Source organism: Methyloceanibacter superfactus (assembly GCF_001723305.1).
Classification (GTDB): domain Bacteria; phylum Pseudomonadota; class Alphaproteobacteria; order Rhizobiales; family Methyloligellaceae; genus Methyloceanibacter; species Methyloceanibacter superfactus.
On the sequence record NZ_LPWF01000029.1, the window covers coordinates 1 to 18785 of the forward strand.

16 protein-coding genes and 5 pseudogenes are annotated in these 18785 nt (G+C 66.1%); 14 read left to right on the plus strand and 7 right to left on the minus strand.

All coding sequences use genetic code 11. From position 1 onward, the window contains the following. Positions 1-234 precede the first annotated feature (234 nt). From AUC69_RS11520 to AUC69_RS11535, 4 genes and pseudogenes are all read right to left on the minus strand, one after another. Complete coding sequence (locus AUC69_RS11520; protein WP_069442291.1) at positions 235-849, minus strand: hypothetical protein; 615 nt, start codon at positions 847-849, stop codon at positions 235-237. A gap of 190 nt (positions 850-1039) precedes the next feature. Further along, positions 1040-1324, minus strand: coding sequence for a hypothetical protein (locus tag AUC69_RS11525; RefSeq protein ID WP_069442292.1), 285 nt, complete (start codon positions 1322-1324; stop codon positions 1040-1042). Between the two features lie 163 nt (positions 1325-1487). Further along, a pseudogene (gene queC / locus AUC69_RS11530) lies at positions 1488-2190 on the minus strand (7-cyano-7-deazaguanine synthase QueC). A 4-nt stretch (positions 2191-2194) separates the two neighbouring features. Next, positions 2195-2545 carry a GFA family protein gene (locus tag AUC69_RS11535; RefSeq protein WP_069442394.1) on the minus strand — a complete coding sequence of 117 codons (351 nt, stop codon included), beginning with the start codon at positions 2543-2545 and terminating at the stop codon, positions 2195-2197. A gap of 99 nt (positions 2546-2644) precedes the next feature. Between AUC69_RS11535 and eno the strand changes: the two genes are divergently transcribed. The 6 genes and pseudogenes from eno (at position 2645) to AUC69_RS18630 (ending at position 8759) form a co-directional block, all read left to right on the plus strand. Beyond that, positions 2645-3922, plus strand: coding sequence for a phosphopyruvate hydratase (gene eno, locus AUC69_RS11540; protein WP_069442293.1), 1278 nt, complete (start codon positions 2645-2647; stop codon positions 3920-3922). A gap of 107 nt (positions 3923-4029) precedes the next feature. Beyond that, positions 4030-4317 (plus strand): FtsB family cell division protein, encoded by a 288-nt coding sequence (locus AUC69_RS11545; RefSeq protein WP_244500227.1) that lies wholly within the window; start codon positions 4030-4032, stop codon positions 4315-4317. 145 nt (positions 4318-4462) lie between these two features. Continuing rightward, complete coding sequence (gene pdhA, locus AUC69_RS11550; RefSeq protein WP_069442395.1) at positions 4463-5467, plus strand: pyruvate dehydrogenase (acetyl-transferring) E1 component subunit alpha; 1005 nt, start codon at positions 4463-4465, stop codon at positions 5465-5467. A 16-nt stretch (positions 5468-5483) separates the two neighbouring features. Then, a complete protein-coding gene (locus AUC69_RS11555; RefSeq protein ID WP_069442295.1) occupies positions 5484-6959 on the plus strand; it encodes a pyruvate dehydrogenase complex E1 component subunit beta in 1476 nt (491 codons plus the stop codon). Between the two features lie 5 nt (positions 6960-6964). After that, on the plus strand, positions 6965-7369 hold the full coding sequence (locus tag AUC69_RS11560; RefSeq protein ID WP_204377319.1) for a GFA family protein: 405 nt from the start codon (positions 6965-6967) through the stop codon (positions 7367-7369). Then, positions 7366-8759: pseudogene (locus tag AUC69_RS18630) on the plus strand (pyruvate dehydrogenase complex dihydrolipoamide acetyltransferase). The gene AUC69_RS11560 and the pseudogene AUC69_RS18630 overlap by 4 nt, the downstream one beginning before the upstream one ends. Before the next feature lies 1 nt (position 8760). On the opposite strand, the gene dinB reads toward AUC69_RS18630, so the two are convergent. Next, positions 8761-9963: a DNA polymerase IV gene (gene dinB / locus AUC69_RS11570; protein ID WP_158008101.1), complete on the minus strand. Its 1203-nt coding sequence runs from the start codon at positions 9961-9963 to the stop codon at positions 8761-8763. A gap of 141 nt (positions 9964-10104) precedes the next feature. On the opposite strand from dinB, the gene AUC69_RS11575 reads away from it, so the two are divergent. From AUC69_RS11575 to AUC69_RS11600, 6 genes and pseudogenes are all read left to right on the plus strand, one after another. Continuing rightward, complete coding sequence (locus tag AUC69_RS11575; RefSeq protein ID WP_083239379.1) at positions 10105-10671, plus strand: GNAT family N-acetyltransferase; 567 nt, start codon at positions 10105-10107, stop codon at positions 10669-10671. Positions 10672-10684: 13 nt separating this feature from the next. After that, a pseudogene (gene lpdA, locus AUC69_RS11580) lies at positions 10685-12092 on the plus strand (dihydrolipoyl dehydrogenase). A gap of 51 nt (positions 12093-12143) precedes the next feature. Further along, positions 12144-12377 carry a GlsB/YeaQ/YmgE family stress response membrane protein gene (locus tag AUC69_RS11585; protein ID WP_244500228.1) on the plus strand — a complete coding sequence of 78 codons (234 nt, stop codon included), beginning with the start codon at positions 12144-12146 and terminating at the stop codon, positions 12375-12377. 36 nt (positions 12378-12413) lie between these two features. Continuing rightward, positions 12414-12695, plus strand: coding sequence for a GlsB/YeaQ/YmgE family stress response membrane protein (locus AUC69_RS11590; RefSeq protein WP_069442297.1), 282 nt, complete (start codon positions 12414-12416; stop codon positions 12693-12695). 7 nt (positions 12696-12702) lie between these two features. Then, a pseudogene (gene lipA / locus AUC69_RS16475) lies at positions 12703-13667 on the plus strand (lipoyl synthase); the annotation flags it as partial. Between the two features lie 13 nt (positions 13668-13680). Beyond that, entirely contained in the window at positions 13681-14157 is a 477-nt protein-coding gene (locus AUC69_RS11600; RefSeq protein ID WP_069442299.1) for a type II toxin-antitoxin system RatA family toxin, read from the plus strand. On the opposite strand, the pseudogene AUC69_RS11605 reads toward AUC69_RS11600, so the two are convergent. Continuing rightward, positions 14146-14648, minus strand: a pseudogene (locus AUC69_RS11605) (CinA family protein). The gene AUC69_RS11600 and the pseudogene AUC69_RS11605 overlap by 12 nt on opposite strands. Next, positions 14645-15820 (minus strand): bifunctional 2-C-methyl-D-erythritol 4-phosphate cytidylyltransferase/2-C-methyl-D-erythritol 2,4-cyclodiphosphate synthase, encoded by a 1176-nt coding sequence (locus AUC69_RS11610; protein ID WP_069442300.1) that lies wholly within the window; start codon positions 15818-15820, stop codon positions 14645-14647. The pseudogene AUC69_RS11605 and the gene AUC69_RS11610 overlap by 4 nt, the downstream one beginning before the upstream one ends. A gap of 217 nt (positions 15821-16037) precedes the next feature. Here AUC69_RS11610 and AUC69_RS11615 point away from each other — a divergent pair, with 217 nt between their 5' ends. Together AUC69_RS11615 and ntrC are read left to right on the plus strand one after the other, a co-directional pair. After that, positions 16038-17186, plus strand: coding sequence for a two-component system sensor histidine kinase NtrB (locus AUC69_RS11615; RefSeq protein WP_069442301.1), 1149 nt, complete (start codon positions 16038-16040; stop codon positions 17184-17186). A gap of 5 nt (positions 17187-17191) precedes the next feature. Then, positions 17192-18634, plus strand: coding sequence for a nitrogen regulation protein NR(I) (gene ntrC / locus AUC69_RS11620; protein WP_069442302.1), 1443 nt, complete (start codon positions 17192-17194; stop codon positions 18632-18634). Positions 18635-18785: the final 151 nt, after the last annotated feature.

An 18785-nucleotide genomic window follows, 5' to 3' on the forward strand; every position in this document is an offset into this window, starting at 1 on the left:
GGGGTCCGGGCCGGGCGGGTATGGCCGTCCGCGATGAGCCCATCTGTCCCGCGCCGTCCTCGGGCGCCGTACCCCGTCCCACCGTCACGACGCCTCGCGAAAGCGCCCCTTCATTGGACGAGGTGATCGCATTCTACGGCAGGTTTTGGGGGCGGGGATAAGTGTGGGTGCTCAGAAAGCAAATCGCCCGGCGCTGAGGCCGGGCGATGCATTCAAGTCTTTAGGTTTGGACGGCTACTCCGCGGGCGGCGCGTCCGCCGGCGCGGTCCAGCGCCCGGGGATGACCTTCTCGGGCGGATTGGTGCCGGGCGGATTGATCGAGCGGATGAAGGAGACGATCTTCCAAAGATGGTCGGACGTCTTGATGACGTGACCCATCATCGGCATGCCGGCTTTGACGGTACCCCATTGGATGCGCTCGAAGCCCTGCTTCTGCAGATCCGCCGAGCCCAGAGCGATGAGCCTGAACAGCACGTCGTCGGTATTGCCCCAGAACCAGACGCCCTGGCTCAAGGCCGGGCAGAAGCCGCCGCCGCCGCCGCCGCCGTGACACTCGTTGCAGCCCGGAAGCCGGAACTGCTTGACGAGATAATCCTCGGGCGACTCCGCCACCAGCTTCTTCCAATCGTAGGGATTGTGCAGGCCGCCCGGAGGCACCTGCTTGATCAACTCGAGAGGCGGCGTTTGATCGCCGGCCTTGCAGCACACGGCGTCACCGCCCTCGGCCGCCGTGGCAGGCTCGCCCGCCGGCTCGTTGGCCGCATGGGAAGCCCATGGGAGGGCGGCGAATACTCCAGCCGCGAGGACCCCCGCGATAATCCACGACGTATGCTTGTAAGCTTGCTTCATCCTAATGGTCTCCCTTGACCGGCGTTTCTCCAGACCGGAATTCGATTTAGCGCCGCCACGTTAGCACGACAGGCTCGCGACCGTTTGTAGCGCCATGCGTGGCGCTTTGCCTCATGCGGCGTAGCCTCCGAAACGGCGATCGCCCGGCGCGCGGCCGGGCGATCCTGCAAGGTCAATTCCGGCAAATCCGTTAGCAGGGGCCATTGTTGAAGATGGCATTCCGCCGAACCCGATACTCGGACCAGGCCGAATCCTTGGACACGTCGCGGCACCACTGATAATGCCCATCGTACCAATTGTGCCAGCGAAAGCCGGTGCAGCCACGGCCTTGCGCCTGCATGGCGTTCGACTGGCCGACGGCTTTCCGCGCGTAGTTTTTGCAGAAATCCTTCGGCGCGGCCATCGCGCTTGGGGCCATCGCCAGTCCCAGCGCGGCGGCGATAACGATCAGGACAACTCGGTTCTGCTTCATCATGGGTCTCTCCATCTGTTTTTCGCATCCCCGAGCCCGGATCAGTCCGTTGTTTCTCGGTTGATGAATGGATCATCCCACAACCAGGCTGAATGGATATTGAACTCACGGTTGTCTGAGGTTCAGGAACCGGGAAGAGCTGGAACGATGCGGCACAGGCTGCCGCCTAACCGGTCTTTGCCACCCATTCCGCGTAGCCTTTGGCGCGGACTCGCAGGCGGGACACGCGCCGCAGCCATAGCCCCAATCGTGACGCGTGCCGCGCTCGCCTTTGTAGCAGGTGTGCGTACCCTCGATGATCAGGTCCACGAGCGCATCGCCGCCAAGCTCATCCGCCAAGACCCACGTGTCCGCCTTCGACAGCCACATCAACGGCGTGTCGATGGTGAAGGGGATCTCGGTGCCGAGCCGGATCGCCTGTGCTAGCGCGTGCAAGGTGGCGTCGCGGCAATCCGGATAACCGGAATAGTCCGTCTCGCACATGCCGCCGACCAGCGCATGCAGGCCGCGCCTGGCGCCAAGCGCCGCCGCATAGACGAAAAAGGCGAGATTGCGCCCCGGCACAAAGGTGGAGGGGAGACCGGAGTCCAGCATGACGATCTCGGCGTCCGACGTCAGCGCCGTGTCGCCGATGGCCCCGAAGCTCTTGAGGTCGAGCATGTGGTCGGGCCCGAGCCGCTCCGCCCAATGCGGGAAGTCTTGGGCCAAGCGCTCCCGCACCGTCTTACGGCATGCGAGCTCGATGCCGTGGCGCTGACCGTAATCGAAGCCACCGTCTCCACGCGCGGGTAGCGGTCGAGCGCAGAAGCGAGGCAAACGGTGGAATCCTGGCCGCCGGAGAACAGGACAAGCGCGCCAGCATCGGTCATGCGCCTAGAAGCTCTTGCCGTCGACCGGCTTGATCGTCAGCGCGCCGAGGTCGATGTCGTCCAGGCAGCGCGCATTGATGGCGACCATCTGTCCGGACTTCCCCTCGCCAGTGGCGAAGGAGCTGACCCCGCAGGTGCTGCAGAACAGGTGATGAATCACCTTCCTGTAGAACTGGTAGTCGGTCTGGTCGTTCTCGCCCGAGAGCAGGGTGAATTGCGACCGCGGCACGAAGACGAGCAGATAGCCGCGCTTCTGGCAGAGCGAGCAATTGCACGCGTTCACTTCCTTGATGTCCGCCTCGACCTCGTAGCGGACGCGGCCGCAATGGCAGCCGCCGGTATGTTTGTCGGTCATGGGGCGATCCTTGGAGCCGCTGAAACGACCGATATACACCTTCCGCTTCCGGGCCGCCTAGGCTAAGACGGCCCCAAACGCGTCAAGGGGGCTTAAATCATGACTGCCATCGCCACCATCATCGGCCGGGAGATCCTCGATAGCCGCGGCAATCCGACCGTCGAGGTCGATGTGGTTCTCGAGAACGGCCATCATGGCCGCGCCGCGGTGCCGTCCGGCGCCTCGACCGGCGCCCATGAGGCCCACGAGCTGCGCGACGGCGGCACCCGCTATGGCGGCAAGGGCGTGCAGAAGGCAGTGGAGGCGGTCAACACCGAGATCCGCAAAGCCCTCGACGGCTCGGACGCCGACGATCAGCGTGGCCTCGACAAGCTCTTGTGCGATCTCGATGGCACCGAGAACAAGAAGCGGCTCGGCGCCAACGCCATTCTCGGCGTGTCGCTGGCCAATGCCAGGGCGGCCGCCGATTCCCACGAGCAGCCGCTCTACCGCTATCTCGGCGGCGAGGAGGCGACGCTGCTGCCGGTGCCGATGATGAACATCGTCAATGGCGGCATGCATGCGGACAATCCCATCGACTTCCAGGAATTCATGATCGTGCCCGTCGGCGCGCCATCCATCGCCGAGGCCGTGCGCATGGGCGCCGAGGTGTTTCATGCGCTGAAGCATGCGCTCCACGGCGCAGGGCTCGGCACCGCGGTCGGCGACGAGGGCGGCTTCGCCCCCAATATCGCCTCGACCCGCGAGGCGCTCGATTTCGTCATGGCCGCGATCAAGACGGCCGGCTACCACCCGGGCAAGGACATCTATCTCGCCCTCGACGTGGCGGCGACGGAATTCTACGGCGAGGACCGCTATTTCCTCAAAGGCGAGAAGCGGAGCCTGACCGCCGAACAGATGGCCGCCTATTACGACGAGCTCGTCTCCAACTATCCGATCTTCTCCATCGAGGACGGCATGTCGGAGGACGATTGGGAGGGCTGGCGCCTCCTCACCGACGCGCTCGGCGACCGGGTGCAACTCGTCGGCGACGACCTCTTCGTGACCAATGTCAGCCGCTTGAAGGAAGGCATCGAGAAGCACATCGCCAATGCCATCCTGGTCAAGGTGAACCAGATCGGCACCCTGTCGGAGACGCTGGATGCCGTGGGCATGGCCCATGACGCGGGCTACACGGCGGTCATGTCGCACCGCTCCGGCGAGACCGAGGACACGACCATCGCCGATCTCGCGGTGCGACCAATTGCGGGCAGATCAAAGACGGGCTCGCTCGCCCGCTCCGACCGGGTCGCCAAATACAACCAGCTCATCCGCATCGAGGAGGATCTGGGGCCGCGCGCCCGCTATGCCGGCGCCTCGGTGCTGAAACGCGCGTAATCGCCCGCGAGGTAACCGCCGCTTAACCGCTCTCAACCCATCTTCGTGATTCGCTGCGTACGGGGAGGGGACATGCGGGTCGGGGCGTCATCTTTCCACTGCTGGCCTTGGGCGCTGGCGGCTATTTCGGCTACCACCTGCAAAACGGCGATCACGGCCTGAAGGCGCGCGCCGATCTCGAGGCCCGTAAAGAGGTGCTCGAGGGCGAGCTTGCGGGCTTGCGCGAGGTCAAGCAGCGCATCGAGCGCGACGTGGCGCTGCTCAGGCCTGAAAGCCTCGATCCCGATATGCTCGACGAGCGGGCCCGCGCCATCCTCAACCTCGCCCATCCGGACGATCTCGTGATGATGAAGCGGCGCGAGCCTGACCCCACCGGGCCGCTCACGCGCCGCTAGAGGCGTCCCCTTCCTGACCCACGGCAGGCCGCCGCCTTCCAGCCGCCTTTGAACTCGTGCTAGCTTTTCCGTGGCGCGGAGTTTTGAGTCGAAGGAGGCCAGGATTGACCAGCCCAAGCCTGACACCGGGAGCCGCAACTTCTGGTTGGATCAGGCGCGCGAGAGGCAGCACGCCGCCGCCAACTCGCCGCGCCTCACCGCCGAGGAGGAGCTCACCGCCTATCGCAACATGCTGCTGATCCGCCGCTTCGAGGAGAAGGCGGGGCAGCTTTACGGCATGGGCCATATCGCCGGATTCTGTCATCTCTATATCGGCCAGGAGGCCGTGGTCACCGGCATGATGATGGCGCTGCGCGACGGCGACCAGATCATCACCGCCTATCGCGACCACGGCCACATGCTCGCCACCGGCATGGACCCCAAAGGCGTGATGGCCGAGCTCACCGGACGCCGCAGCGGCTACTCCAAGGGCAAGGGCGGCTCCATGCACATGTTCTCGGTGGAGAAGAACTTCTATGGCGGCCACGGCATCGTCGGCACGCCGGCCCCGCTCGGCACGGGCATCGCCTTCGCCAACAAATATCGCGGCAACGACCATGTCTGCGTCAGCTTCTTCGGCGAGGGCGCGGCCAATCAGGGCCAGGTCTATGAGAGCTTCAACATGGCCTCGCTGTGGAAGCTGCCCATCGTCTACGTCATCGAGAACAACCATTATGCGCTCGGCACGTCCGTCGAACGCGCCAGCGCCGAGTGGAAGGAGCTCCATCATCGCGGACTCGCATTCGGCATTCCCGGCGAGGAGATCGACGGCATGGACGTCGCGGCGGTGAAGGCCGCCGGCGAGCGCGCGTTGGCATACGCGCGAAGCGGCAAGGGACCGATCATCCTGGAGATGCTCACCTATCGCTATCGCGGCCACTCCATGTCGGACCCCGCCAAATACCGGACCCGCGAGGAAGTGAAGGACATGCGCGAGCACCACGATCCCATCGAGCTGGTGCGCCAGCGGCTGTTGGAAGCCGGCCACGACGAGGACGAGCTGCGGGGCGTCGACCGCGATATCCGTGCGCGCGTCGCCGAGGCCGCCGAGTTCGCGCAAGACGATGCCGAGCCCGATCCGGCCGAGCTCACCACCGACGTGGTGGCGTAAAGCAGGCTTACGACCGATGCCCACCGAAATCCTGATGCCCGCTTTGTCTCCCACTATGGAGGAGGGGACCCTCGCCAAGTGGCATGTGCGCGAAGGCGACGAGGTGCATGCTGGCGACGTCATCGCCGAGATCGAGACCGACAAGGCGACCATGGAGGTCGAGGCCATCGACGACGGCACGCTCGGCAAGATCCTGGTGGCGGAAGGCACCGAGCATATTCCCGTCAACCGGCCCATCGCGCTCCTGCTGATGAACGGCGAGGGGGCACCGGACAACGCGCCGCCGGATACGTCGAATGCCGCGCCTATTCCGCAGCCGAGAGACAGCGCGCCCGCGGCGTCCGACCCGTTCCAGGCCAAGCCGCAGCAAGACGAGGAGCCGCAGCAAGACGAGGAGCCGCCGCCGGATCTGGGCGAAACGCCGCCCGCGGTCGAGGAGGCACCGGCTGGTCCGCAAGCCGCGCCCGACGAGCCCGCGGCCGAGCCCGAACTGCCATCGGGCACCGAGATGGTCACCATGACCGTGCGCGAGGCCTTGCGCGACGCCATGGCCGAGGAGATGCGGCGCGATGGCGACGTCTTTGTCATGGGCGAGGAGGTCGCCCAATATGAGGGCGCCTACAAGGTGACCCAGGGCTTGCTGGAAGAGTTCGGCGAACGCCGGGTGATCGATACGCCGATCACCGAATACGGCTTTGCCGGCGTCGGCGTCGGCGCGGCCTTCGCGGGCTTGCGGCCCATCGTCGAGTTCATGACTTGGAACTTCGCCATGCAGGCCATCGACCATATCGTCAATTCCGCCGCCAAGACTCTCTATATGTCCGGCGGGCAGATGCATTGCCCCATCGTGTTCCGCGGACGAAACGGCGCGGCGGCCCGCGTCGCCGCCCAGCACAGTCAGGATTTCTCGTCCTGGTATGCCCATGTGCCGGGGCTGACCGTCATCGCGCCGTACACCGCCGCCGACGCCAAGGGCCTGCTGAAGGCCGCCATCCGCGCCAACAGCCCGGTGATCTTCCTCGAGAACGAGATCCTCTACGGCCAGAGCTTCGAAGTGCCGAAAGCCGAGGATTTCGTGCTGCCCATCGGCAAGGCGCGCATCGCCCGCGAAGGCGCCGACGTGACGCTCGTCTCCTATTCGCGCGGCGTGGCCTATGCGCTCGACGCGGCCGAGCAACTTGCGGGAGAGGGCATCGAGGCGGAGGTTATCGATCTCAGGACCTTGCGGCCGCTCGACATCGCCACGGTCGTCGCCTCGGTGAAGAAGACGAACCGCATCGTCACCATCGAGGAGGGTTGGCCGGTCTGCTCCATCGGCTCGGAGATCTGCGCGCAGGTGACGGCCCTTGCCTTCGACGATCTCGACGCCCCGCCTACCAGGATCACCGGCGCCGACGTCCCCATGCCCTATGCGGCCAATCTCGAGACGCTGGCGCTGCCCTCGGTGGAGAAGATCGTCGCGGCGGCGAAAGCCGTCTGCTACCGGGAGTAGCCCGCGTGACCGAAACCGCCATGAGCTGGAAGAAGGGCGGCTGCCATTGCGGCGCCGTGACCTATGAAGTGCTGCTCCCCGACGAGATCGCGGCGCGGGTGTGCAATTGCTCGATCTGCACGAAGGCCGGCTATCTCCATTATCACGTCGGTGGAGATCGCTTCCGCCTGCTCACCGGCCACGACAAGATCACCACCTACAGCTTCAACACCGGCACGGCGAAGCATCATTTCTGCTCCGTCTGCGGCATCAAGAGCTTCTACGTGCCGCGCTCCAAGCCCGACGGCTTCAGCATCAATGTGCGCTGCCTCGAGCCAGGCGCGGTTCGCGTCACCGACACCAAGCCGTTCGACGGCGCCCATTGGGAAGACGCCATCGACGAGCTCCGGGCGGAGATCGGCGCGCGATGAGCACGCAGATCCTCATGCCTGCACTGTCGCCCACCATGGACGTGGGCAAGCTCGCCAAATGGCATGTGCGCGAGGGCGATGAGGTGCATGCCGGCGACGTCATCGCCGAGATCGAGACCGACAAGGCGACCATGGAGGTGGAGGCCATCGACGACGGCACCATCGGCAAGATCCTGGTGGCCGAAGGCGCCGAGAACGTGCCGGTGAACCAGCCCATCGCCGTGCTGCTGGAGGAGGGCGAGGGGACGGCGGACAGCGCGGCACCGCCCGCGGAGCGGCCCAAAGCGCCGCCCGTGCCGGACACGGCGGCAGACGCCGTTCATGACACCTCACCCGAGCATGTGATGAACCGCATCGCCGAGCAGATCCGCGCGAATGGACATGGCAATGGCCATGCGAATGGACACGGTGAGCGTCACGGACGCGTGTGGCCGCGTCGCCCTTGGCGCGGCGCCTCGCGCGCGAGCACGGCGTCGACCTTGCCGCGCTCGCCGGCTCCGGTCCCCACGGCCGCATCGTCAAGGCGGACGTGGAGCATGCCGCTGCCGAAGCGCCGGCAGCGCCCACCGAGCCCGAGTTTGCAGAGATCGCGGAAGAAGCGCCGCCGCACCGCGGCGAACTCATGCACGCGCCCGCGAAGCCGGAAGCGGGCCTATCGGACCGGCAGGTGCTCGCGCTGTACGAGCCCGGCACCTACGAGCTGGTGCCCCACGACACCATGCGCCGGTATATCGCCGAGCGGCTGACCCTGTCGAAGCAGACCATCCCGCATTTCTATCTGGCCATCGATTGCGATCTCGAGGCGCTGCTCGCCGCCCGCGCGCGGCTGAACGGCATGGCGCCCCATGACGGCCCGCGCAGCTTCAAGCTGTCCCTCAACGACTTCATCGTCAAAGCCATGGCCATGGCGTTGCAGAGCGTGCCCGGCGCCAACGCCACCTGGACGGAGGAGGGCATCTTGCGTCACCGCGCCTCCGACATCGCCGTCGCCGTGGCGCTGGAGGGGGGCGGACTGCATACGCCGGTGATCCGCAGCGCCGAGGTGAAGAGCCTGTCGGAGATCTCCAACGAGATGCGCGACCTCGCCGCGCGCGCGCGCACCAAGCGCCTGGCGCCGCACGAATATCAAGGCGGCTCGACCACCATCTCCAATCTCGGCATGTACGGCATCGACCGCTTCGATGCGGTGATCAATCCGCCGCAAGCCTCGATCATGGCCGTGGGCCGCGCCGAGAAGCGCCCGGTGGTCAAGGACGACGCGCTCAAAATCGCCACCATGATGAGCGTCACCCTGTCGGTCGATCACCGGGTCATCGACGGCGCGCTCGGCGCGGAGCTGCTCGCCGCGTTCAAGGCCTTCATCGAAGACCCCGTGACGATGCTGGTCTAGCTCAGTCGGGAAAGCGCTCGTCGTCGGCGCCGTCGTCCATGAAATCGAGATTGGGCGCCAGCGTCATGCCCTGCGGCTTGCCCAGATCGTCGGCCCGCCGGACCGCATTGCCGCCGAAGCGCTCGGCCAATGCGTCGAGGGCCACCTCGAGCTGCCGCCGGCGGCCGAACGTATCGAATAGCCCGGCTTGCGCGACGCCGCCGGCGGGCGCGAGATCGTAAGCGACCATGCCGACGAGCCGGAACGGGCCGGAATGGTTGAAGGCGTCGAGCAACTCCACGCCGACCCGGTAAAGCTGCTCCGCCACATCGGTCGGCTCGGCGAGACGCTGCTGCCGCGTCAGGCTCTTGAAGCCCGCCGTCTTGAGTTTCACGCCGGCGCCATAGGCGACGAGACCCTTGGAGCGCAGGCGCCGTGCGATCTTGTCGGCCGAGCGGCGCAAATGCAGCTTGATCTCGCCGTGCTCGCGCACGTCACGCTCGAGCGTGTTCTCCGAGCCGATGCTCTTCGACTTGCGATGCCCGTCGACGCGGCGGGGATCCTGCGCTTGGGCGAGCGTGTAGAAATGGAGTCCGAGCCGGCCCAGTTCCTGGACCAGGCGTTTGGGGTCGGCGGCGGCGACGTCGCCGATGGTCCGCAAGCCGAGCGCGAGCAGACGCGGCTCGGTCTTTTCCCCGGCGCCCCACAGCCGCGACACGGGCAGTGGCGCGAGCCAGGCCTTGGCCGTCTCGGGCGGGACGACCGTGAGCCCGTCGGGCTTCTGGTGCGCGCTTGCGACCTTGGCCACATATTTGGTGGCGGACACCCCAACCGATACGGTCAAGCCGCCGGTGGCCTCGCGCACCGCGGCTTTGAGGCGGCGCCCCATCTCTTGCGGATCGCCGAACAGCCGCTCTGCGCCCGTCATGTCGATGAACGCCTCGTCGAGACTCAACGGTTCGACCTCGGGGGAGAATTCGCCGAACACCCGCATGATCGATGCGGACACCTGTTGGTACCGCTCGAAGCGCGGCGGCACGATGCGCGCGTCCGGGCACAGACGCCGCGCCTTGGCCATGGGCATGGCACTGCCGACGCCGAAGGGGCGCGCCTCGTAGCTCGCCGTGAGCACGACCCCCCGGTTGCTCGACCCGCCGACCAGCAGCGGCTTCCCCCGCAAGGCCGGGTTGTCGAGCTGCTCGACCGCCGCATAGAAGGAATCCATGTCGGCGTGGGCGCCGATCCGCGGCCAATCTGTCTCAGAGCGACTCATGCCGTCTCGAGCTTAAACCACCGGTCAGGGATTTGCCGGTCGAACCCACATGGTATCAAATGGAAATCGACCGAGCCCCTGGAACCCACCCAAATGATTCCGAATATCCGTCCCGCAACGCTCGCCGACGCTTCCGCGCTCGCCGTCCTCGTGGATATCGCCGGCGAAGGCATGCCCAATTGGCTGTGGCGCACGCTGGCCGGCCCCGGCGCCTCGGCGCTGGCCGTGGGCCGCGACCGCGCCCGCCGCGACGAAGGCGGCTTCTCCTATCGCCATGCCACCATCGCCGAACTGGGCGACGACATCGCCGCCAGCTTGATCGGCTACCCGCTCGACGATCCTTACGACCTCACCGGCGTCGACGCGCTGCCGGCATATGTGCAGCCCCTGGTGCGGCTCGAAGGGCAAGCGCCGGGCTCCTGGTATGTGAACGTGCTCGCCACCTTTCCGGAGTTCCGCGGGCAAGGGATCGGCGGCCGGCTTCTCGACAGTGCCGACAGCCAAGGGCGAGAGGCGGGGGTAACTGCCATGAGCGTCATCGTCGGAAGCTGGAACGACCGCGCCGCGCGGCTCTATGCCCGTGCCGGCTATGCGGACGTCGCCTGCGAGACGCGGTGCTGCCGCCTGATTTCCCCCATGACGGCGATTGGATCCTCATGACCAAGCCGCTCGCATGAGTGACACGCAATTCGATCTCGTCGTCATCGGCGCCGGCCCGGGGCGGTTATGTCGCCGCGATCCGCGCCGCTCAGCTCGGCATGAGATGCGCGATCGTCGAACGCGAGCATCTCGGCGGCATCTGCCTTAACTGGGGCTGCATCCCCACCAAGGCGCTGCTGCGCACGTCGGAGATCTATCGCCTGATACAGAGCGCGGGCGAGTTCGGGCTCCGCGCCGAAAATCTCGCTTCGGATCTTGCCAAGCTTGTGGAACGCAGCCGCAAAGTCGCCGAGAAATTGTCGAACGGCGTCGCCTTCCTCATGAAGAAGAACGACATCGCGGTGATCGACGGCACGGCCACGCTCGAAGGGGAGGGACGCGTCACGCTGACCGGCAAGGACGGCGAGGCGCTTCCCGCGCTGACAGCCAAGAACATCATCATCGCCACCGGCGCGCGGGCGAAGACGCTTCCCGGCCTGGAACCCGACGGCAAACTGATCTGGACCTATAAGGAGGCGATGGTGCCGGAGCGCTTCCCGCGCTCCTTACTGATCGTCGGCTCGGGCGCCATCGGCATCGAGTTCGCGAGCTTCTACCGCACCCTCGGCGCGCACGTGACCGTGGTCGAGCTCCTCGACCGCATCCTGCCGGCCGAGGACGAGGAGATCTCGCGCCTCGCGCAAAAGGCCTTCGCCAAGCAGGACATCGCCATCCGCACCGCCACCACCGTGGAGCGTCTCGTCGCGAACGAGGACAGCGTCACCGCCACCTTGCGCGGCCCGACGGCGACACGATCGACGGCACGGTCGGACCGGGTGATTTTGGCGGTGGGCATCACCGGCAATGTGGAAGGGCTCGGCCTGGAGGCGCTCGGCGTCACGGTCGACAAGGGCCATATCGTCGTCGACGAATGGTGCCGCACCGGCGTCGGCGGCCTTTATGCCATCGGCGACGTGGTGGGCCCGCCCTGGCTCGCCCACAAGGCGATGCACGAGGGCGTGCTGTGCGTGGAGAAGATCGCCGGCGTCGAGGGCGTCCATCCCATGGACAAGACCAACATCCCGGCTTGCACCTATAGCTTCCCGCAGGTGGCGAGCCTGGGGCTCACCGAAGCCGCCGCGCGCGACGCGGGCCATACTCTCAAAGTCGGCCGCTATCCCTATTCCGCCAACGGCAAGGCCATCGCCATGGGCGAGACCGAAGGGCTGGTGAAGACTATTTTCGATGCCAGAACAGGGGCGTTGCTCGGCGCGCATATGATCGGCGCGGAGGTGACGGAGCTCATTCAGGCTTTCGCCATCGGCAAGACCCTCGAAACCACCGAGGCCGAATTGATCGCTACCATCTTCCCCCATCCCACTTTGTCGGAGATGATGCACGAATCGGTGCTCGACGCCTTCGGGCGCGCCCTCCACATCTAGGTCCATCGTAATGGAGCGCTAGGGAGCCCGACCAACGATGGGAGGATGACAATGAGCCTGCTTATTTTTCTCGTTATCGGCCTGATCGCCGGTGCGCTGGCCTCTTACATTATGGGGCGGCAACAAGATCTGCTGATCAATCTCTTGATCGGCATTATCGGCGCCGTGGTCGGCGGTCTGCTCGCCGGCCTGCTCGGCATCGCCGCCTATGGCCTCATCGGCCAGATCATCATCGCCACCCTCGGCGCGATCCTGTGCCTATGGGTCTGGCGCCGCATGCGGTAGAAAGACCGCCGCTCAACACCTGAAGGAGGTGTCTCGATGGAAGGCCACGGACTGCTCTCGATGCCGGGTGTCGGCTTCTTCGGCATGCTGATCATCGGCCTGCTGGCCGGTTACATCGCCGAGAAGGTCACCGCCAGCGACCACGGACTGTTGACCAATCTGCTCGTCGGCATCGCCGGCTCGTTTGTCGGCGGCACGCTTGCCAATCTGTTGAACATCGAGTTCTACGGCTGGCTGGGCAATCTGATCGTCGCCTCGGTCGGCGCCGTTCTGCTGATCTGGATCTGGCGGAAGTTTTCGGGATCCGAAACGAGTTGAACTGTCGATGGTCACGGTAATCGACACGTTGCGTGAGGTGAAGGCGCGGCCGCGCCACCCCGAGAAGGCGCGGCTGCCCGACACCCCCGTTTTGCCGAAGCCGTCCTGGATCCGCGTCCGGGCGCCGCGCGCTCATGCGTTCGACGCGACGCGCGCCATCATGCGCGAGCACCGCCTGCATACGGTGTGCGAGGAGGCGGCCTGTCCCAATATCGGCGAGTGCTGGGAGAAGCGCCACGCCACCGTGATGATCATGGGCGACACCTGCACGCGCGCCTGCGCCTTCTGCAACGTGGCGACGGGAAAGCCCGCGGCGCTGGACGCGGCGAGCCGGCCCGCGTCGGTGCGGCCATCGCCGCGCTCGCCCTCAATCATGTTGTCATCACCTCGGTCGACCGCGACGATCTCAAGGACGGCGGCGCCGCGCATTTCGCCGAGACGATCGCAGCCGTCAGGGCAGGGACCCCCGGCACGACGATCGAGGTGCTCACCCCCGACTTCCTGCGAAAACCCGGCGCACTGGAAATCGTCATCGCGGCGCAGCCCGACGTGTTCAATCACAATATGGAGACGGTGCCGTCGCTTTACCGGCGCATCCGGCCGGGAGCCGACTATTCCCATTCGCTGGCGCTGCTGAAGGACGCCAAGCGGCGCGATCCGTGCGTCTTCACCAAGTCCGGCATCATGGTGGGTTTGGGCGAGACGGCGGACGAGGTCTCGGCGCTGATGGACGATCTCAGAGCCGCCGGCGTCGATTTCCTCACCATCGGCCAATATCTCCAGCCGACCCGCAAGCATGCGGCCGTCGACCGCTTCGTCACCCCGGACGAGTTCCGCGACTATAAGCGCCTGGGCGAAGAGAAAGGCTTCCTCCTCGTCGCCGCCAGTCCGTTGACCCGGTCCTCCTATCACGCCGCCGAGGACTTCGCGGTGCTCAAGGCCGCGCGCACGCATCCCTCGGCGCTGAGCGCCGGCCGTAGCGCCCATGCATGTCTACGAGATCAAGCATCCCGTCGCGCACTCCGCCGCCGACATGTATGCGCTCGTTGCCAATGTCGACGACTACCCGCAATTCCTGCCGCTCATCGAAGCGTTGCACGTCAAGCGCCGCGACCGCACCGAGGATAAGGAAATCCTCATCGCCACCATGCAGGTCGGTTACAAGCTGATCCGCGAGAGCTTCACCACTAAGGTCACGCTCGACCAGCCCGCGCGCACGATCTTCGTCGAATATCTCGACGGTCCGTTCTCGCATCTGGAGAACCGCTGGCGATTCATCCCGCGCGACGACGGCGGATCGGACATCGACTTCTACATCGCCTACAGCTTCAGCTCGTGGATGTTCGAGCGGCTGGTCGGCGGGCTGTTCGACAAGGCCGTGCGCAAATATACCGACGCCTTCGAAGCCCGCGCCGATGAAGTCTATGGGCAAAAGACGATGACGGTCGCCTCACAGGAGTGAGCGCAGCAGGGACAGCGCCCGCTCGACGCTCCGCCGCCTAACCTCGGCCCGGCCGAGATCGCCGAACACCACGCGCTCGTGATGCATCGGACCGTCCGGACGGCCGGCGGCGAAATGCACGAGCCCCACCGGCTTTTCCGGTGTCCCGCCGTCAGGCCCGGCGATGCCGGTCACGGCCACCGCGAGGCTCGCCTGCGAATGGGTCAGCGCACCGCCGGCCATGGCCCGGGCCACGTCCTCGCTCACCGCGCCATGCTTCTCGATCAGCCAGAACGGCACGCCGAGCATCTCGCTCTTGGACGCATTGGAATAGGTGACGAAGCCGCGCTCGAACACGTCCGACGATCCGGGGATCGCGGTCAGCGCGCCCGCGACCAGCCCGCCGGTGCAGGACTCCGCCGTGACGATGCGTTCGCCCTTGTCCCGGCAGCCGCGAGCACATCGGCGGCGAGTGCGATCAGTCGTTCGTCGAGCGCGACAGCGTCGGTCATGGCAGCTTCACGGTCGCCGTGGCCATGGCGGCGATGCCTTCGCCGCGCCCGACGAAACCGAGCCCTTCATTGGTGGTCGCCTTGATGCTGACCCGGCCGACGTCAATGCCGAGTGTCTCGGCCATGCAGGCCCGCATGGCGTCGCGATACGGACCGATCCGGGGCGCCTCGCAGAGCAGCGTCACGTCCACATGCATGATCTCGCCGCCCCGCGCGCGGATCTTGTCGCCGGCCACTTTGAGGAAGAGGTCCGAGGCCGCACCTCGCCAGCGTTCGTCGGACGGCGGGAAATGCACGCCGATATCGCCATCGGCGATGGTGCCGAGCAGCGCATCGGTGAGCGCGTGCAGGCCCACGTCGGCGTCGCTATGGCCGACCAGCTTCTTCGTATGCGGAATACTGACGCCGCAAAGGATGACCGCATCGCCGGGCCCTAGCGCATGCACGTCATAGCCGGTGCCGACGCGGATCGACGTCGCGGCGCGTTTCTCTTCCGTTCGCAACATCTCGTCCGCGATTGCCAAATCCTCCGCCGTCGTCAGCTTGCGATTATGCTCGGAGCCTTCCACCAGCGCCACATCGAGACCGAACCATTCGGCGACCGACGTGTCGTCCGTGAAGTCGAGCGTGGGGTCCTGCGCCGCCGCCCGGTGCGCGGCCAGAATCGCGTCGAACTTGAAGCCTTGCGGCGTCTGCGCCCGCCACAAATCCTCGCGGCCGACGGTCCCGGTCACGCGGCCGCCCGCCGCCACGCTGCGTATCGGCCGGCAGACAGGGCAGGGCGCCCGCGCTTCCCCCACGCCGCCGATCACCCGGGCGATCAGAGCGTCATCGGCGAAGGGCCGCGCCGCGTCGTGGATCAGCACCACATCCGGGCCGTGCAGCTCCAGCGCCTCGAGCCCGGCCCGCACGCTATCCTGCCGCCGCGCCCCGCCCATGACCGGGGCCAGAAGCCTGCCGGCGAAGGCCTTGCTCGCCGCGGCATACAGGTCGGCGTCGTCGGGGTGGATGGCCACAAGAACAGCATCGATGCCCGCATGGGAGGCAAATGCCCTGATCGTGCGGGTGAGCATGGCCTCGCCGCCGAGACGGCCATATTGCTTCGGCTGCCCGGATTCGGTCGCCGCCCGGACGCCACGGCCGGCCGCCACGATGAGGGCCGCGACGCTCATCGCCAACCCGCCCAAAAACTGTGGACATTTTGCGAGCGGGCGCCGTTAAGCCTCTGAACCAATTTGATGTTGCACTGCGGCAAAAGGAGTATTGCCCCCACGCGAAAACCCTCGTATCGTGCCCAATAATAGATCATAGGATGGACATGCCTAAACTTTGTGCAGGCATAGGTCAGCCGGACCCACCTGTGCCCGCGAGGATATAGACGTTTTGAGCGTGACGACAAAAAAGCCTGGCACGCGCCGCAAGGTCGAACCTCCCGCGATTCCCTGCGAGGCGCTGTTGGGGGCCTTGCCCCATCCACTGCTCGTCATCGGTCAGGGCCTCGCCTTCGAATACGCCAACACCGCCGCCGAGGACTTCTTTCAGATGAGCGCCGGCGTGCTCCGCCGCCATGCTCTTCCCGACGTGGTCGCCTTCGGCTGCCCGCTGATCGCCCTTGTCGAGCAGGTGCAGCGCAACGGCACCACCGTCAACGAATATGGCGTCGAGCTCGGCTCCTTTCGCTTCGAGGCGCCGAAGCTCGTCGATCTCTATGGCGGACCGTTGCCGGAGGCGCCCGGCCGCGTGATGGTGATGCTCCAGCAACGCAGCATGGCGCAGATGATCGAGCGTCAGCTGACCCATCGCGGCGCGGCGCGCTCCGTCTCCGGCCTCGCCGCCGTGCTCGCCCATGAGATCAAGAATCCGCTGTCGGGCATCAGAGGCGCCGCCCAATTGTTGGAAGGGGACCGCGACCCGTCCGATCGCACGCTCACCCAGCTCATCTGCACCGAGTCCGACCGCATCTGTAAGCTGGTCGACCGCATGGAGATCTTCGGCGACGAGCGGCCGCTGCAGCGCGAGCCGGTGAACATCCACGATGTGCTCGATCATGTGAAGCATATCGCCAGCACCGGCTTCGCCCGCCACATCAAGATCGTCGAGAGCTACGATCCGTCTCTGCCGCCGGTCCCCGGCAGCCGCGACAAGCTCATCCAGGTTTTCCTCAACCTCATCAAGAACGCCGCCGAAGCCATCGGCGAGGACCGGGCCGACGGCCAGATCACGCTGACCACATCGTTTCGGCCGGGCGTGCGCCTTTCGGTGCCGGGCAGCCAAGCCCGGGTCAGCCTACCGCTCGAGATCGCGGTCGAGGATAACGGCGGCGGCGTCTCTGCGGACCTCATGCAACATCTCTTCGATCCCTTCGTCACCACCAAGCCATCCGGCACCGGACTCGGGCTTGCATTGGTGGCGAAGATCATTGGCGATCATGGCGGGATTATCGAATGCGACTCACGGCCCCGATTCACGGTCTTTCGCGCACTGATGCCGATGGCCGAAACCGAAGCGACCCAAGCGATAGCGCAGGCGCAGGCGTAACCAGGATGGGCAAGGGCAATATCCTCATCGCCGACGACGACGCGGCGATCCGAACGGTCCTCAACCAGGCGCTCGCGCGTGCGGGCTACGCGCCGCGCGCCACCGGCAACGCCGCCACCCTGTGGCGCTGGATCAGCCAAGGCGAGGGCGATCTGGTAATTACCGACGTGGTCATGCCCGACGAGAGCGCCTTCGATCTGATCCCGCGCGTGAAGAAGCTGCGGCCCGATCTGCCCATCATCGTGATGAGCGCGCAGAACACTTTCATGACCGCCGTCACCGCCACCGAGCGCGGCGCTTACGAATATCTGCCCAAGCCCTTCGACCTCAACGAGCTGGTCGCCGTGGTCGGCCGCGCGCTTGCCGAGCCGCGCAAGAAGGCGCAGCGCCTTTCGGCGGAGTCGCACGACGGCATGCCGCTCATCGGCCGCTGCCCGGCCATGCAGGATATTTATCGCGTCCTCGCCCGGCTGACCCAGACCGATCTCACCGTCATGATCACGGGCGAGTCGGGCACCGGCAAGGAGCTCGTCGCCCGGGCGCTCCACGAATACGGCAAGCGCCGCAACGGGCCGTTCGTCGCCATCAACATGGCGGCCATTCCCCGCGAGCTGATCGAGTCGGAACTGTTCGGCCACGAGAAGGGCGCCTTCACCGGCGCGCAGAACCGTCATGTCGGCCGCTTCGAGCAGGCCGAGGGCGGCACGCTGTTCCTCGACGAGATCGGCGACATGCCGATGGAAGCGCAGACGCGGCTTTTGCGCGTGCTTCAGGAAGGCGAGTACACGACGGTCGGCGGACGCACGCCGATCCGGACCAATGTGCGGATCATCGCCGCCACCAATCGCGAGCTGCAGCAGCAGATCGACCAAGGCATGTTCCGCGAGGATCTGTACTACCGGCTAAACGTGGTGCCCCTCCGGTTGCCGCCGTTGCGCGAGCGGCTGGAGGACATTCCCGATCTCGTGCGCCATTTCCTCTCCATCGCCGAGAAGGAAGGGCTGCCGGCGAAGAGCTTCGAGCCCGCCGCCATCGAGCGGCTGAAGCGCTATCACTGGCCGGGCAACGTGCGTGAGCTCGAGAATCTGGTGCGCCGTCTATCGGCGATCTACGCGCAAGACATCGCCACCGTCGAGATGGTGGAGAGCGAGCTCGCCACCGCCTCACGCGCGCCGTTCCCCAACGCGGCCGAGCCGACCGGCGATCTCTCCGAATCCGTGGAGCGTCATTTGGCCGACTATTTCATGGGTTTCGGCCAAGACCTGCCGCCGGCGGGGCTCTACACCCGCACCCTGCGGAAAGTGGAGATGCCGCTCATCACCGCGGCGCTCGCCGCCACCCGCGGCAACCAGATCCGCGCCGCCGACCTGCTCGGTCTCAACCGCAATACCTTGCGGAAGAAGATCCGCGATCTCGGCATCAAGGTGATCCGCACGCCCAGCGCCTGATTGGCAATCGGCGGCCAAACCCCCATATCCCGTTCACCATCTTCGGGTGACGGAGGGTGCGCGCGTCTCGGGCCCGCGTCCCTATGTCGCCAAAGCGCCACATTGTGATTTTATTGCACCATAGCTGAGGCAGACGCTCCAGAAGGACGGA